The following is a 14,555-nucleotide window of genomic DNA, read 5'->3' as shown; positions in this document are numbered from 1 at the left end:
GCCTCAGAACTTGGCGTTGAGGTCGACCTGCAGGATGTCGTTGCGGTAGGTCGGGCCGGCGATCTGGTCCGCGCTCATCCAGCGCGCGCCGATGCGCACCGCCTTGGAGAGCGCCATGTTCGCCCCGAGCGTGAAGCCCTTGAGGTTGGTGCCGCCGCCGCCGAAGTCCGAGTCGGTCAGGCCGTCGACCACCGAGTCGCTCTCGACGTAGCGGTAGCCGAGGTAGGTCTGCCAGTCGCCGAACTTCTCCAGCGCCGCGTCCCCCACCACGAGGTTGACCATCCACGCGGTGTCGCCACCCTCGAACAGACCCTGCTTCTGCGGGTCCCCCGACGGCCCGCGGTTGTTGACCGCGAACTGCGCCACCGACGATTTGTCGAAGGCCACGTTCTTGACGAACTCGCCGGTCAGAGACAGGCGCACCGGCTCGTAGCCGTCGTAGTCGAGGCGGCCGGTCACCGTCAGCTCGCGGAACGGCGAGGCCAGCCCGAAGTACTGCCACTGGTTGCTGTTGCCGTTGTTGTTCGACGGATCGGGCAGGATGTTGCGCAGCGCCATGTAGGTGTTGCCCTTCTGCGCGAACGACGGACGCAGCCCGTCGGTGTCGCCCGCGTCGGAGGACGTCAGCGGCACGTACGGCGTGGACAGCTTGCCCTTCACGCCGTCGAAGTCGTAGAAGGCGACGCCGAACTTGCCGGTGAGCTTCTCGGCGATCTTCCACTCGACCCCGATCTGGCCGCCGTAGATGTACTTGTCGGTGCTCTCGAACTTCGCCGGATTGATCGACGAGAAGTTGAAGTCGGTGTTGAAGATCGGGAACGCGCCCGCGGTGGCGAAGACCTTGATGTCGTCGTTGAAGCGGAACTTGCCCTTGGCGGCGAAGCCGTCGAAGCCGAGGTCGTCGTCCCAGACGATGTCGGTGTTGAAGAACGGGTTGTCGAAGCGCCCGGCCTGGAGGTCGACGTCGTAGCAGTGGTCCTCGCCGAAGTGGTAGCTGAGGAAGGCGCGGTCGATCCAAACGGCGTACTTGCTGAAGTTCCCGCCCTGGGCGTTGCCCGCCGCCCCGAGGCTCTGGTTGGGCGAGACCGGCGAGTTGTTCTCGCCGGTGGCGAGACGCAGCCCGGCGGTGAAGCCGTCGTCCAGATCGATCTCCGCCCCGACGCGGGCGCGCAGGCGGAAGCGGTCGCGGTCCTGGTCGACGTTGTACTGCGGCGAGTGCTGGGTGCCGGCGGTGTCGTAGGGCGCGCCGGTGTTGATGGCGTTGAAGTTCGGGAACTGGCCGCTGTTGTCGTTGCCGCCGGGGAAGAAGCTGCCCTCGTAGCGCACGCGGACGTCGCCGAAGACCTTGTAGCGCTTCACCCATTCCGGGGTGGCGGCGGGCGCCGACCAGTTCTGGACGCGGGCCTCGGTGAGCAGCTGGTGCTTGATCTCCTCGCGCATCTGCGCCTTGACCGTTTCCGGGACGTAGGTGACGCCGACCTCGCCCTCCTGCACCGGCGCGAGCGCCTCCTGCTGCACCGCGGTCTGGATCTCGGCGCGCTGCTGGGCGCGGACGCGGGTGGCGTCGGCCTCGGCCTGGCGGATCATGGTGTCGGCCTCGTCCTTGGTCAGCACGCCCTTCTCCACCAGGCGGTGGATCAGGTTGATGGTGACGTTGTCGGTCGGCCTGGCCGCCTCACCTGCGGGAGTTTCCGTGGTTTCATCGCCCACCGGGGTGACGCCCTCGGCGGGGAGCTGGTCGAGCGACGGCACCGCGAGCGACTCGTCCTCGGCGAACGCCGGTTGGAGGGCGAGCGCAAGCAGCGGGGCGAGGCGGAGGGGGATGGAACGGACGGACATGGGAACGTGGAAGAAGAGAGGGATCAAAAGGGGGATATCAGCGCGAGGCGGTGGAGGGCTTGGAAGCGGAGATGCGCATCACGATGGGCATCGGCATGTCCGTGGGAGGAGCGCTCGGAAGCTGCAGGCCGTTGAGCACGGCGGTGGCGTTGCCGTCCGCGCCCTTGGCACGGGTGACCCGGCCGGTGGCGTCCACCCACACCCGGAAGGTGCCGCTGAAGGTCGCCGTGCGGGTCTTGGGATCGCGGCCGAGGGCGTCGCGCACCGCGCTCTGGGTTTGGCCGGCGTAGGCGTCGTACTTGCCGCTGCGGCGGCCGCCGTTGCCACCGATGCCGGTGCCGCCGTTGCCGACCGCACCCTTGCCGGTGCCGTGGCTCAGGCCGAAGCTGTCGTTGCCGGGCCCTTCGAGGTTGGTGCTCAGCGCCGGGGCCGGTTCGGGCTCGGGGGCCTGCGGCGGCGGCGGGGTGTCCTCGATCGCCTCCTGCTTGACCATTTCCTGTTTCACTTCCTCCTGCTTCGGCGGCTCGACCTTCGGCGGCGGCGGAGGGAGTGGCGGCGGGGGCGGCAGCACGATGCTGATGGTGTCCACCTTGCGCGGCTTCGGCTTGTCCCCGCCCTTCGGCGCGAGGACGAAGGCACCGCCGCCGATCGCGACCAGCGCGACCGCTCCGGCGATCCACGGCCACGGACTCTTTTTCGGTGGGTCGAGAAGTTCGTTGCTCATGAGAGTTCAGAAGTTGGGACCACAGATTTCGCAGATGACACAGATTGAAGAGGAGGAAGACGAAGATTCTGTCTTCTGAAAAAATCAGCGTAATCCGTGGTCAATGATCCGAAGTCGTGAAGTCGTAGGGTTGTAGTAGTTCGAAAGGAATTACTTCGCCTGCGTGGCGAGGCCGATCTGGGTGATGCCGAGACGGCCGAGGACATCGAGCACGTCCATCACGCCCTGGTACTGGACGGCGCGGTCGCCGCGGACGACCACCGGGAACTCGGGCGTCGAGGCCTTGAGCGTGCCGAGGCGGCTCTCCAGGTCCGCCAAGGTCACCGGCGTGGTGTTGAGCAGGATCTTGCCGTCCGGCGTCACCGTGATCGCCTGGGTCTTCGGACCGCCCAGCTTCGGCTGGCTCTTGCTGCCGCGCGGCAGGTCGATCTTCGTCCCCTTCACCCCCGCGGTGGTCATGATGATGAAGATCAGCAGCAGCACCAGGTAGAGGTCCACCATCGGCGTGACGTTGATGTCGTCGTAGCTTTTTCCGTCGTCGGCTTGCATGGCGTGGGTCGGGGTCCGGGGTGGATCGGATCAGACGGGTTCGAGCGTCTTGGGCACCGGGTGCGCGTTGGCGTGCGCCTGGGTGGCGTTCACGTGCGGCGTGGATTCGCCCGCCGGCGGGTAGAACTCGGCCATCTTGGCGATGAACTCGTCGATGAAGACCTGCATCGTGCCCATCGACTCCTTGATCTTGCTGCTGAGGTAGCTGTAGATGAACAGCGCCGGGATCGCGACGATGAGGCCCGCCACGGTGGCGAGCAGCGCGCTGGCGATGCCGGGCGCGATCGAGTTGACGTCGACCTCGCCGCTCTTGGCGATGATGGCGAAGGTGATCATCACCCCGACCACGGTGCCGAGCAGGCCGACATAGGGTCCACCCGCGATGCTCATGGTCAGGAACACCAGGCCCTTGTTGAGGTGGTGGTTCTCATGCACCAGTCCGGCGTCGAGGCTGGCGCGGATCGCTTCGATCGAGCGGCCCGACAGGCCCTTGGTCCGCGTCTTGTCGCGCTCGAGGCGGTGGCGGATTTCCTCCGAACCGATGTGGTAGAGGTGGTAGAGCGGCGATTGCTTCACCAGCGCCTGGGTCCTCGCGTCGGCGAGACCGCCGAAGCTGCTGACATTGGCCTTGTCGCCGTGGTCGAGCGCGGTGAGGTCGCCGGAGAGCTTCTTCCACTGGTCGAGGAAGACCTTGCCGCCCTTCTGGATCGAGTTGAGGTAGAAGAACTTTTTCACCGCCACGCTCCAGCCGACCAAAATCATGAGCACGCACACGCCGATGGCCATCCAGCCGTCGAACATCATGTTCTTCGCGATGTCGCCGAAGAGCATGATGTGCTCGAGCGCGGCGCTGTGCTTGGCGCCGCCTTCGCCGCCTTCCACCTCGCCGACGGCGACGGCCTTGGTCGCCGCCTCGCTGGTACCCTGGGTGAGGGCGGCGAGCTTGAGCCAGCCCTCGGGGCGGGCGACGCGCGAGATTTCCAGTTCGTCGAGCTCGCCGTTGAAGCGTTCGCTGTTGGCCACGGGGGCCGCGGTGCCGCCGAGGAGCAGCGGCGCGGTGCTGGCGGGCAGGCCCGCGGCGAGCGAGCCGGCGGCCACGCCGTTGACGTAGGTCTTGATGGCCGCGCCTTCGGCGACGAAGGCGACGTGGCTCCACGCGCCGGCGGCCAGCGGCGCGCCGGAACTACTGCGAACGCCGTTGTTTTCCACGATCAGGACGCCCTGGTCCAGAACCACCCGAAGGGTGTCGCGGCTGAAGAGGATGGCGTTGGGACGCAGCGCGGCGGGCTTGACCCAGGCCGACCAGGTCAGCGCCTGGTTGGCGGTCCATTCGAGGGTCGCGGTGTTGGGGATGCCGACCGGTTCGCCACCGGCGAGGCGCAGGCCGCCGCCGACCACCGCGCCTTCGGACGCGGCACCGGGCTTGTCACCGTTGTTCTTGGCCGGGGAGGAGTCGACCGGCGCGGCGCCGCGCTCGGCGAAGTGATAGACGAGCACGGTGTCGGCGTCGTAGGCGGGGGCGGCCGCGGGGGCGGCGGCTTTGGGATTGCCGTAGTAGAGCGTGAACTTCGCCTCGCCGCCCTTCACCGCGGGCACCTTGACCCACACGAAGGCCTCGTTCATGAGGCCGTCGTACTTCTCGATCTGGTAGGGCAGTTCCTTGCCGTCGTCACCGATGAAGCGCAGGTCGCTGCCATCCTCCTTGGCCGTGGGGAACTGGAAGTTGCCGTCGTGCAGGCGCACCAGCACCGTCGCGGCACCGGCGTCGCCCGCGTCCTTCGCCGACACCGCCACCGGCTGGCGCTGCGTCCATTCCTTGTTCCACCAGTTCGAGGATTCACCGGCGGAAACATGCTGGGCCAACAGGGTGGCCAGGACGGGGAGAGTGAGGAGACGGAAGCGCATGTTGAGAGTTGAAGGCTGAGAGTTGAGAGGCAGAGGAAGAGGAGAGGTGGAGACGAAGCGGGTGGCGGGCGTTGCTTTAGAAGTCGCCCCAGACGCGGAAGGTGTAGAGCGGCTGGCGGTCCTGGCCGCTGCTGCGCCGCAGCAGCGGCAGCCCGACGTCGAGCGAACCGTTGTAGTGGTCGAAGAAGCGCCCGCGCGTGCCGAGGCCGACGCTGAGCAGGCTGCTGCCGGGGTCCTGCCCGGGAAGAGGCGCCTGGATCGACGTGAACCCGGCGTCCCCGAAGACGTAGAAGCGCCAGTCGTTCTCCGCATCGTCCTTGCCGGTGCCGACCAACGACGGGCTGCGCAGCTCAAGGGTCGCGGTCACCGCGTCGTCGCCCAGCGTTTCGCTTTCGAGGTAGCCGCGCACCGTGCCGAGGCCGCCCGCCGAGAACTGCTCGCTGTTGACCAGCGGCTGGCTCGACATCTGGCCCTGCACCCGCGCGAAGCCCTGCAGCCCGTGCGGCAGGTCCCGGGTGTGCGAGAGGTCGCCGCGGAAGTAGAGGAAGCTGCCCGCGCTCTTGTAGCGCTTGTTGTTGAACTCGTCGGCCGAGGCCCCCATCCCGCGCAGGTGCAGCGTGACCCCGCCGTTGAAGTCGGTCTTGCCGCTCTTGTGCTTCAGCGACGCGGTGTAGAGCGCCGTCAGCGGGTAGTAGGTGAGCGGCGCCTGGATCGTCCCGGTGCTCGAGGTGAGGTCCTCGTCGAAGTGCTTGTAGTCGAGACCGAAGCTCAGCGACTGGTAGAAGTCCCTGCCCTGCGGCAGCGTCTTCAAGACCCGGAGGCCGAGGATCTCGCCGCGGCCCGCCACCGCCAGCCCGCCCAGCGTCGAGACGTTGCTGTCCTGCTTGGTCCCCTGCAGCATCAGGCTCCAGCCGTTGGAGAGCGGCGCCAGGTAGTAGCCGGAGAACACCTGCGCGTCCTCGAGATCCAGCGGCGCGACCTGGAAGCTCATCCCCATCGCGTGGCCGAGCTGCCACAGGTTGTCATACGAGACCGCGCCGTTGAGCCGCAGCTCGCTGGTGTTCGCGCTGTAGCGGTTGTTGACCTCGAGGCTGCCGTGCAAGGGCAGCCCGTCCTTGACCTTCAGATCGATGTCCACCGTGCCGGGCTCGACGCCGGGACGCAGCTCCGGCGTGACCGTGCGGCCGCCGAGCTGGTTCATCGCCACGAGGTTTTTCGTCACCTCGTTGAAGTTGACCACCCTGCCCTCGGCCAGCGCCGGGGCCAGCCCCTTGAGCGCCGAGGGCGAGGTGAAGCGCGCGCCCTTCACCCGCAGCCGGCCCACCGGGTTTTCCGAAACCTCCAGGATCACCGTGCCGCGCTTGATCTGCTGCACCGGGATCGCCACCGCCACCGCCTGGTAGCCCTTGTCGTGATAGAGCTTTTCGACCGCCGCCCGCGCCCGGTCCACGTCCGCAGGCATCTGCCCCGGTCCCAGGAACGGATACACCGCCTCGCCGATCTCCGCACTACCCACCACCCCGCTCTTCACACCACGCACCCGGTACTCGCGGATATACATCGGACGCGCCTCGCCAACAGGAGCAGCTGCCGTCTCTTGCGCACATGCCAAAGGCATGAGCGAACTCCACGCCAAAGCAGCGAGCGAAGAGTGACAAACAAACTGCGATACCGGGGAAAAACGCATGAGGAGAAAACCGGCGCGGACCGGACCGGAACTCTCCCCCGGATGCGGATGTCCTCAATGAATCGAGCGTGACGTTTCTGTGACAAAAGACCCGGAACCGGTCTTAAATTGGCGCAAAGGACTGTTTTTTAGCCAATTTTCCACGGACCCCAATGACCCACCAAAGGGACCATTTCAGGTTTCAGGATCATGCATAGACCCGGATGATGACGAATCCGTCACCATTTCCGTGACAATGGTTGTCACAAAACCCAACGGGCGTCGTGGTTCAAAGATCGCGGAAGAAGACCAGCGAATCGCGCCCGCTGGCTTCATACTTCTCACGGCGCTCCTTAGGCAAATCCGCCGGAATCCCCTGCGTGTAGCCGAGCCGCTCGCGGAAGAAATCCGCCGCACGATTCGTCAAGGCGAACACCCGCGGGATCTTGCGTTCCACCGCCATCGATTCGGCGAAATGGACGAGATCAATGCCATAGCCACGGCCCTCGTGCGCCTGCTTCACATAGAGGCAAGCCACTTCCGCACAACCTTCACCGGCGTACTCATGCAAGGCCACACAGCCGACGACGTTATCGTCGATTGTGATCACGCGGTAATCCCCGATCTGCGACTGGATGTCCTCATAGGTGCGAGCGACAAGACGCGTGCGGCGCACCGAGCGACCGATCATGCCGAGCAGTTCGGGAATGTCCTCCTCACGCAGCGGGCGGATCTCCCGATAGCTGTCGGCGTGAATCATGGTGCCGACGCCTTCGTTGGAGAAAAGTTCATCCACCAAAACTCCCTGGCGGCGACCGTTCAGAACATGCACGCGTGGCACGCCGCGGTGACAGGCATGCGCGGCGGAGAGCAGCAGATCGCGGCCTTCGACATCCGCATCATTCGCGGCGATGTCCACGGCCTCACGCGCGCGGATCGCATGCACGGGCTGGCCATCGATGAGAATGGCCTCTTCCAAAAGCGCGATCACCTTGGCCACCCCGAGACCAAGCGCGAAATCCACGACCGGATCTTCCAGAGGACCGGTCGATGAGGCATCGACCACCACCGATTGGCCTCGGGCTAGAATCTCCTTCGCCTCCACAAGCGCCGAGGGATCGGTGATCGGATGCAGCACGCGGGCCGCCATGATCTCGCACTCAAGCGTCCAATCGTAGAGGTCCTTGATGTCGCCACCCAGGACACCAAGCACCAGCTTCACCCCGAGATCTTCCAAAGCGGCAAGATCGAGCAAGGTTTCCGCGATGGCGGGCTCGGGCAAAAGCCCGGCCTCGATGAGCACAAGAAAGGTCCGCCCACGGAACTGCGGGATGTACTGGAGAACTTCGCGAATGTCACCGATCTGGGCCACGGGGATTTCTAGCAGACCTCGCTTGCGAATGAACCGCGATTTTCAAGATTGTGACGGCACCGGCAGATCCCGCCCCTTGCGCAGCCGGAAGCCGATCCCCCACCCGGCCAGACCGAGCAGAATCACCGGCCAATCCCCCAGCGCGGCGTAGAGCGTGGTCGGCGGATCCTTCGGCACCACCACCTCGGCAAGCAGGCTGCCCGCAGTGAAGTGGCTGCCGTTCGCGTCCGTCAGCCGCTGGGTACGGCCGGTCATGGAGATGACACCGCTGACGCCGGTGTTCGCGCAACGCAGCATCGGACGACGTAGTTCGATCGCGCGGAACATCGCATTCGCGAAATGCTGGTCGGCGGCTTCGCTTTCCTTGAACCAGCCATCGTTGGTCACGTTCACGATCACCTGCGGGCCGGGACGAACGAACTTCCGCTCCAAACGCGGCACGGTGTCCTCGAAGCAGATGGAGGGAACCACTCCGACAGTCTGCCCCCTCACCGGTGTCAGCACCGGATCGAGCACTTCACCCGCCGAGAACGAGCCACCATAGGACATGCCGGACTGCTGCTCGTAGATGTCCTTCAGCCACGGGATGGTGTCCACGAAGGGAATCGTTTCGCCGAAGATGACAAGGTGATGCTTTCGGAAGGTCTGGAGATCGTCATGCGGCCCCATCACCGCCATTGAGTTCCAAGCCTTGCCTTTCGGTTTCTCCACAAGTTGGTCGCCTTGCTCGATCGCTTGGAGTTCGGTGATGCCGAAGAGCAGCGTGAAGTCCCCGTATTGGCGGACCTGATGGATGGTGTCGATGTTCGGCTGCCACATGCCCCAGCGGCCGTCATCCGTATTCAATAGACGTCCCGCCAGCGAGGACTCCGGCCAGATAACCCAATCCGGGAAGCGGTCGGTGCCTTTCAATGGCTCAAGCGCGTCCGAGGTCAGGTTCTCGTAGATCATGTTGGTTTCCTCCGCTCCTACGAGCACGTTGGGGCCTTCCTGCGGGAGATTCGCCTGCACCAGCAGTGCCTTCATGGGGAAGGACTCCAACTTTTCCAAAGTGGTCATCCGCCAGGCGCCGTAGCCGCCCAGCAGCACCATCGTGGCGAGAGCCGAACCAAGTCCCGCAAGAGCCGTCTTCCGATCACGCCGCACGAACCGGCGCACCGCGAGCAACACCAGAATCTGCACGAACAACATCACCAGCGACAAGCCGAGCACGCCGAGGAGATCCGCCGCCTGTGCCAGCGGCAGCATCTTGTGAAGCGACACGCCGAGCGAATTCCAACCGAAGCCGGTGATCACCCAGCTCCGCAGCCACTCCAGCCCAGCCCAGAAGGCCGCATTGGCGAAAGCGAACAACAGGTCGGTCTTCCAGTTGCCCGGACCGAAGCGCCATGGATTCCCCCACTTGGAGGTGAAGGCTCCGAAACAGGCGAAATAGAGCGCGAGATAACCGCCCAGCGCGTAGGGCGCGATCGGCGCCACCGTGCCGAGCCAGCCGACATTCAGCCCGAAAAAGCACAGCCCCGCGATCCATCCGTAGCCAAATCCCTTCCATGCCGCCCTCCGCCCCGTGAGCGACCACAGGGCCGCCAGCATCGGCATCAGCGCCACCCACGCCAGCACGCCGATGTCATGCGGCGGAAACGCCAGCGACAACAGGATGGCGGATGCCACGCAGGCGGCCAGGCGGAGCAGGATTCCGGTGAGGAACGGCATGCCGGACGGGTAGCGGAATCCGGGCAGGCTGCAAGTCCCCTCACCCGATCCACGCCAGGAACTCCTTATTCCCGTCCGTGCCGGTGATGGGCGACTCGATCACCCCGCGCCATTCCCGGCCCGATTTCTCCACGAACCTGCGGATTTTCTCCACCGCCCGCTCATGCAGCGCCGGATCGCGGACGATGCCGCCCTTTCCGATGTCATCGCGCTCCAGTTCGAACTGCGGCTTGATCAGCGGGACCACCATTCCGCCTTCCTCCAATACGGAGAAGACGTTCGGCAGCACTTTCGTGAGTGAGATGAAGGACAGGTCCATCACGGCCAGCTTCACCTTTTCGCCGAGGTCCGCCTCGGTCATGTGGCGGGCATTGAACTGCTCCTTCGCCACCACCCGGGGATCGGTGCGGAGCTTCCAGACGAGCTGGTTGGTGCCTACGTCGATGGCGTGGACCTTCGCCGCACCCTTTTGAAGCAGGCAATCGGTGAAGCCCCCGGTGGAGGCCCCCACATCGAGACACACCCAGCCGGTGGGATCGATGCCGAAAGCGTCCAACGCGCCCTCAATCTTGAAGCCGCCACGGCCTACGAATTTCGGCTTTTCCTTTACTTCCAAGGGGGCATCCAGCGGCAGCTTCGTACTCGGCTTGTCCACCGGGCGATCCCCGGAACGCACCTCCCCGGCAAGGATCAGGCGCTTCGCCTGCTCACGGGTTTCGGCGAGGCCGCGGGCCACCAGCAGGGCATCGGCACGTTCTTTGGAGGCGCTCATGGGGAACGAGGCATGCACCGGCCCGGCCGGATTTTCAACCCCGGACCGCTCCGTTGCACCCAACGACCCAATTCCTGCGTATTCAGCCACTTGGCACTTGCCAGAGCGGGTTTCTTTTCAACCATCCGCGCCGTGACGCGCCACCGTACCGACGACCTCCGCATTTCCGGCACCAATCCCCTGATTTCCCCGGCCGTGCTGAACTATTACCTCCCGCTCAGCGAGGAGGCCTCCGAGGTGGTGAGCGCCGCCCGCGAGCAATCCGACGCCATCCTCAAGGGCGAGGACGACCGCCTGCTGGTCGTGGTGGGACCGTGCTCCATCCACGATCCGGAAGCCGCGATCGAATACGGCAAGAAGCTCAAGGCCGAGGCCGAGCGCCTGAAAGGCGATCTGCTCGTCATCATGCGCGTTTATTTCGAAAAACCGCGCACCACCGTGGGCTGGAAGGGTCTCATCAACGACCCGCATCTCGATGACTCCTTCGACATCAATCATGGCTTGCGGGTCGCCCGCGGTCTCCTGCTGGATTTGGCGAACATGGGCGTTCCGGCCGGCACGGAGTTCCTTGATACGATTTCCCCACAGTACATCGCGGACCTGATCGCGTGGGGAGCCATCGGCGCCCGCACCACCGAGTCCCAGGTCCACCGCGAACTGGCCTCCGGCCTTTCGATGCCGGTGGGCTTCAAGAACGGCACCGGCGGCTCGATCCAGCTCGCGCTCGACGCAATCCAGTCGTCCTCACGCCCGCACCATTTTCTCTCCGTCACCAAGCAGGGTGTCTCCGCGATCATCTCGACCACCGGCAACACGTCCTGCCACATCATCCTGCGCGGCGGCAAGAGCGGCCCGAACTACAGCGCCGAGGCCGTCACCGAGGTGGTCACCATGCTCAACGAGCAGAAGCTGCCGCCGTATGTGATGGTCGATTGCTCGCACGGCAACTCGATGAAGGATTTCCGCAACCAGCCGATGGTGGCGGACGCGCTGTGCAAGCAGATCGCGGAAGGCTCGAAGGCGGTCACCTCGGTGATGGTCGAGTCCAACCTCGTCGAAGGAAACCAGAAGGTGAACGCGGATCGCTCCAAGCTCACCTACGGCCAGTCCGTCACGGATGCCTGCATCGGCTGGGACGATACCGTGAAGGTGCTGGATGCTTTCGCGGAAGCCGTGCGCGCACGCCGAGCCGGCACCACCAAGTCATGAGCGACCTTTCCGATTTCGACCGGCAACCCACACTGATTGGTCCCACGGTTTCCCTGAAACCGCTGCAGCCGGAGGATTTCGAAGCGCTCTTCACGGTGGCGAGCGATCCCTTGATCTGGGAACAGCACCCGGATTCCAGCCGGAGAGAACGCGCAGGATTTGAGAAATGGTTCGCTGCGGCGCTTTCGTCCGGCGGAGCTTTCACGATCCGGGATCTGGTGTCCGGAAACGTCATTGGATCATCCCGCTACTACGACTGGGATCCGGAGAAGCGGGAGATCGCGATCGGCTATACCTTCCTCGCAAGAAGCCATTGGGGTGGCGTGACCAACCGTGAAATGAAACGCCTGATGCTCGATCACGCCTTTCAGAGCGGACTCAAGGTCTGGTTCCACATTTGGAAAGACAACCTACGCTCGCGGAGGGCGGTGGAGAAGATCGGCGCCATTCTCTCCCACACCGGCCACAAGGAAGTGGCTGGAGTGCCTCACGACTATACGTTCTACTTCATCACCGGAAATCCCGGCTGAGGAATTGCACGGACAGAAAGAGTCAATTTTCGTCATTCCATCTTGCCAGGAATGGTCAAGTCACGAAACTGTCCACCGATGATCGATGCCCACCACCATCTGTGGAGCTACTCAGCCGCAGAGTATGGCTGGATCACGGAGGACATGCAGACCATCCGACGATCCTTCCGCGCCACGGAACTGGATGACTTGATGCGCGCCAATGGCATCACCGGCACGGTGGCTGTGCAGGCACGCACCTGTTTGGAAGAGAATGACTTTCTGTTAGATGAGGCCGCCGGCAGCCAGCTCATCCGCGGGATTGTCGGATGGGTGGACTTCAAATCGCCGGAGGTGGGTGAACAGCTCGACCAATACCGTTCGGACTCTCTTTTCAAAGGTGTGCGCGAAGTCATCCAAGGTTCACCGGATGATGAGTTTCTCTCCAATAACGCATTCAACCGTGGCATCCGCGAAGTGACCCGCCGTGGACTCACTTACGACCTGCTCATTTTCCAAGACCAACTCGATGCCGCCACGGCCTTCGTAAAGCGCCATCCGGAACAGTCGATCGTGCTCGACCACGCGGCCAAGCCGGAGATCCGTGCCGACCGCTTCCCCGCCGAATGGGAAACCGGCATCCGTGCCCTGGCCGCGCTCGACAACACCGCCTGCAAAATTTCCGGCCTCGCCACGGAAGTCCGCGATTCGTCATGGATCCCGGATATTTTACGGCGCTACCTCGATGTGCTGCTGGACGCCTTCGGCCCCTCACGGCTGATGTTCGGATCGGATTGGCCTGTCTGCCTGCTTGCGACCCCGCACGCCGCGTGGGTGGAAACGGTGACATCCCATCTGGCCAGCCTCTCTGCTACTGAATGCGAGGCCATCCTCACCGGCACGGCCACCACCTTCTACCGGCTGGCACTCTGATGTGGAGTGCGGCGAGCCATCGCCGCTCTGGGTACCGGAGAGAATCGACGGGAATAATACTCCGCTTCGGAAAAACTCTGATCCAGAGCCAGACAGGTTCTGAACCATGGGAGCTGCCTTCAGAAAGCAGGTTTGCCACCGGCGATGACTCGCCTCCGCCCAAAGCGGCGATGGCTCGCCGCACTCCACATCAGAAGCACCGCCGAATCTCCCTGCAACCGAGCGAACCCCTTGCCATCCGCTCGGGGGGCGCTGTACGGTGACCCGCATGACCCGCACCGACGACCTGCGCATCTCCGCCACCAAGCCGCTCATTTCACCGGCCGTGCTCGGATATTACCAGCCGGTGCCGGATGCCGCCACCGAGTTGGTCGCCGCCGCCCGCCAGCAGGCCGCCTCGATCCTCCGTGGCGAAGACGATCGCGTGATGGTCGTCATCGGTCCGTGCTCGATCCACGATCCCGAGGCCGCGATCGAATACGCGAAGAAGCTCAAGACCGAAGCCGACCGATTGAAGGACGATCTCTTCATCGTCATGCGCGTTTACTTTGAAAAGCCGCGCACCACCGTCGGCTGGAAAGGCCTCATCAACGACCCCCATCTCGACGATTCCTTCGACATCAACCACGGACTGCGCATCGCCCGCGGACTGCTGATCGATGTGTCGAATATCGGCCTGCCCGCCGGCACCGAATTCCTCGATACGATCTCGCCGCAATACATCGCCGACCTGATTTCGTGGGGCGCCATCGGCGCTCGTACCACCGAATCGCAAATTCATCGTGAACTCGCCTCCGGTCTTTCGATGCCGGTGGGCTTCAAGAACGGAACCGGCGGCGCGATCCAGATCGCGCTGGATGCCATCCAGTCCGCCACCTGCCCGCATCATTTTCTCGGCGTCACCAAGCAGGGCGTTTCCGCCATCGTCGCCACCACCGGCAACCAGGATTGCCACATCATCCTGCGGGGCGGCTCAACCGGTCCGAACTACAGCGCGGAAGCCGTCTCCGAAGTGGTGACCATGCTCAACGAACAGAAGCTGCCGCCACACGTCATGGTCGATTGCTCGCATGGCAATTCGATGAAGGACTTCCGCAACCAACCGCTTGTCGCCGCCGCCCTGTGCAAGCAGATCGCGGACGGCTCAAAGGCGGTGACTTCCGTGATGGTCGAATCCAATCTCGTCGAAGGAAATCAGAAGCTCGGCAAGGATCTCTCCACTCTTGTGCGCGGGAAGTCGGTCACCGATGCGTGCATCGGTTGGGATGACACCGTCAGCGTGCTGGATGCGTTCGCGGAAGCGGTGCGGACGCGACGGACGCAGGGGAGTTGACGCTTTAGCCGAGGAGGGTCTTCCGGGAGAC

At 64.2% G+C, this 14,555-nt stretch carries 12 protein-coding genes; 4 read left to right on the top strand and 8 right to left on the bottom strand.

The window, feature by feature from the left end:
- Window positions 1-3 precede the first annotated feature (3 nt).
- The 8 genes from KBB96_RS01440 to KBB96_RS01405 all read right to left on the bottom strand — a co-directional run bounded on the left by KBB96_RS01440 (window position 4) and on the right by KBB96_RS01405 (window position 10,540).
- Window positions 4-1,839 carry a putative porin gene (locus KBB96_RS01440; RefSeq protein WP_211631708.1) on the bottom strand — a complete coding sequence of 612 codons (1,836 nt, stop codon included), beginning with the start codon at window positions 1,837-1,839 and terminating at the stop codon, window positions 4-6.
- 37 nt (window positions 1,840-1,876) lie between these two features.
- Window positions 1,877-2,563, bottom strand: coding sequence for a hypothetical protein (locus tag KBB96_RS01435; protein ID WP_211631707.1), 687 nt, complete (start codon window positions 2,561-2,563; stop codon window positions 1,877-1,879).
- Window positions 2,564-2,713: 150 nt separating this feature from the next.
- Window positions 2,714-3,112, bottom strand: coding sequence for an ExbD/TolR family protein (locus KBB96_RS01430; RefSeq protein ID WP_211631706.1), 399 nt, complete (start codon window positions 3,110-3,112; stop codon window positions 2,714-2,716).
- 30 nt (window positions 3,113-3,142) lie between these two features.
- Window positions 3,143-5,017, bottom strand: a complete 1,875-nt coding sequence (locus tag KBB96_RS01425) for a DUF2341 domain-containing protein (RefSeq protein WP_211631705.1) — start codon at window positions 5,015-5,017, stop codon at window positions 3,143-3,145.
- A 76-nt stretch (window positions 5,018-5,093) separates the two neighbouring features.
- Window positions 5,094-6,578: a ShlB/FhaC/HecB family hemolysin secretion/activation protein gene (locus tag KBB96_RS01420; RefSeq protein ID WP_211631704.1), complete on the bottom strand. Its 1,485-nt coding sequence runs from the start codon at window positions 6,576-6,578 to the stop codon at window positions 5,094-5,096.
- A 394-nt stretch (window positions 6,579-6,972) separates the two neighbouring features.
- Window positions 6,973-8,055 carry a GNAT family N-acetyltransferase gene (locus KBB96_RS01415; protein WP_211631703.1) on the bottom strand — a complete coding sequence of 361 codons (1,083 nt, stop codon included), beginning with the start codon at window positions 8,053-8,055 and terminating at the stop codon, window positions 6,973-6,975.
- Between the two features lie 42 nt (window positions 8,056-8,097).
- Window positions 8,098-9,768: an apolipoprotein N-acyltransferase gene (lnt, locus tag KBB96_RS01410; RefSeq protein ID WP_211631702.1), complete on the bottom strand. Its 1,671-nt coding sequence runs from the start codon at window positions 9,766-9,768 to the stop codon at window positions 8,098-8,100.
- A 40-nt stretch (window positions 9,769-9,808) separates the two neighbouring features.
- On the bottom strand, window positions 9,809-10,540 hold the full coding sequence (locus tag KBB96_RS01405) for a TlyA family RNA methyltransferase (RefSeq protein ID WP_211631701.1): 732 nt from the start codon (window positions 10,538-10,540) through the stop codon (window positions 9,809-9,811).
- Window positions 10,541-10,672: 132 nt separating this feature from the next.
- Between KBB96_RS01405 and KBB96_RS01400 the strand changes: the two genes are divergently transcribed.
- The 4 genes from KBB96_RS01400 to KBB96_RS01385 all read left to right on the top strand — a co-directional run bounded on the left by KBB96_RS01400 (window position 10,673) and on the right by KBB96_RS01385 (window position 14,524).
- Window positions 10,673-11,749 carry a 3-deoxy-7-phosphoheptulonate synthase gene (locus tag KBB96_RS01400; RefSeq protein WP_226373617.1) on the top strand — a complete coding sequence of 359 codons (1,077 nt, stop codon included), beginning with the start codon at window positions 10,673-10,675 and terminating at the stop codon, window positions 11,747-11,749.
- Window positions 11,746-12,279, top strand: coding sequence for a GNAT family N-acetyltransferase (locus KBB96_RS01395; RefSeq protein ID WP_211631699.1), 534 nt, complete (start codon window positions 11,746-11,748; stop codon window positions 12,277-12,279). Before KBB96_RS01400 ends, KBB96_RS01395 begins: the two co-directional genes overlap by 4 nt.
- A gap of 78 nt (window positions 12,280-12,357) precedes the next feature.
- Window positions 12,358-13,191 (top strand): amidohydrolase family protein, encoded by an 834-nt coding sequence (locus KBB96_RS01390; protein ID WP_211631698.1) that lies wholly within the window; start codon window positions 12,358-12,360, stop codon window positions 13,189-13,191.
- A gap of 268 nt (window positions 13,192-13,459) precedes the next feature.
- Window positions 13,460-14,524, top strand: coding sequence for a 3-deoxy-7-phosphoheptulonate synthase (locus KBB96_RS01385; RefSeq protein WP_211631697.1), 1,065 nt, complete (start codon window positions 13,460-13,462; stop codon window positions 14,522-14,524).
- Window positions 14,525-14,555: the final 31 nt, after the last annotated feature.

This window comes from Luteolibacter ambystomatis (assembly GCF_018137965.1).
GTDB classification, from domain to species: Bacteria; Verrucomicrobiota; Verrucomicrobiia; order Verrucomicrobiales; family Akkermansiaceae; genus Luteolibacter; species Luteolibacter ambystomatis.
This window is presented reverse-complemented; position numbering and strand designations above follow the sequence as displayed.

What these genes read in the sequence shown, in the direction of transcription:
- KBB96_RS01385 (WP_211631697.1), top strand. Translation starts at nt 13,460, where the DNA reads ATGACCCGCACCGACGACCTGCGCATCTCCGCCACCAAGCCGCTCATT.
- KBB96_RS01405 (WP_211631701.1), bottom strand. Translation starts at nt 10,540, where the DNA reads ATGAGCGCCTCCAAAGAACGTGCCGATGCCCTGCTGGTGGCCCGCGGC.
- KBB96_RS01395 (WP_211631699.1), top strand. Translation starts at nt 11,746, where the DNA reads ATGAGCGACCTTTCCGATTTCGACCGGCAACCCACACTGATTGGTCCC.
- KBB96_RS01440 (WP_211631708.1), bottom strand. Translation starts at nt 1,839, where the DNA reads ATGTCCGTCCGTTCCATCCCCCTCCGCCTCGCCCCGCTGCTTGCGCTC.
- KBB96_RS01425 (WP_211631705.1), bottom strand. Translation starts at nt 5,017, where the DNA reads ATGCGCTTCCGTCTCCTCACTCTCCCCGTCCTGGCCACCCTGTTGGCC.
- KBB96_RS01420 (WP_211631704.1), bottom strand. Translation starts at nt 6,578, where the DNA reads ATGTATATCCGCGAGTACCGGGTGCGTGGTGTGAAGAGCGGGGTGGTG.
- lnt (WP_211631702.1), bottom strand. Translation starts at nt 9,768, where the DNA reads ATGCCGTTCCTCACCGGAATCCTGCTCCGCCTGGCCGCCTGCGTGGCA.
- KBB96_RS01435 (WP_211631707.1), bottom strand. Translation starts at nt 2,563, where the DNA reads ATGAGCAACGAACTTCTCGACCCACCGAAAAAGAGTCCGTGGCCGTGG.
- KBB96_RS01430 (WP_211631706.1), bottom strand. Translation starts at nt 3,112, where the DNA reads ATGCAAGCCGACGACGGAAAAAGCTACGACGACATCAACGTCACGCCG.
- KBB96_RS01390 (WP_211631698.1), top strand. Translation starts at nt 12,358, where the DNA reads ATGATCGATGCCCACCACCATCTGTGGAGCTACTCAGCCGCAGAGTAT.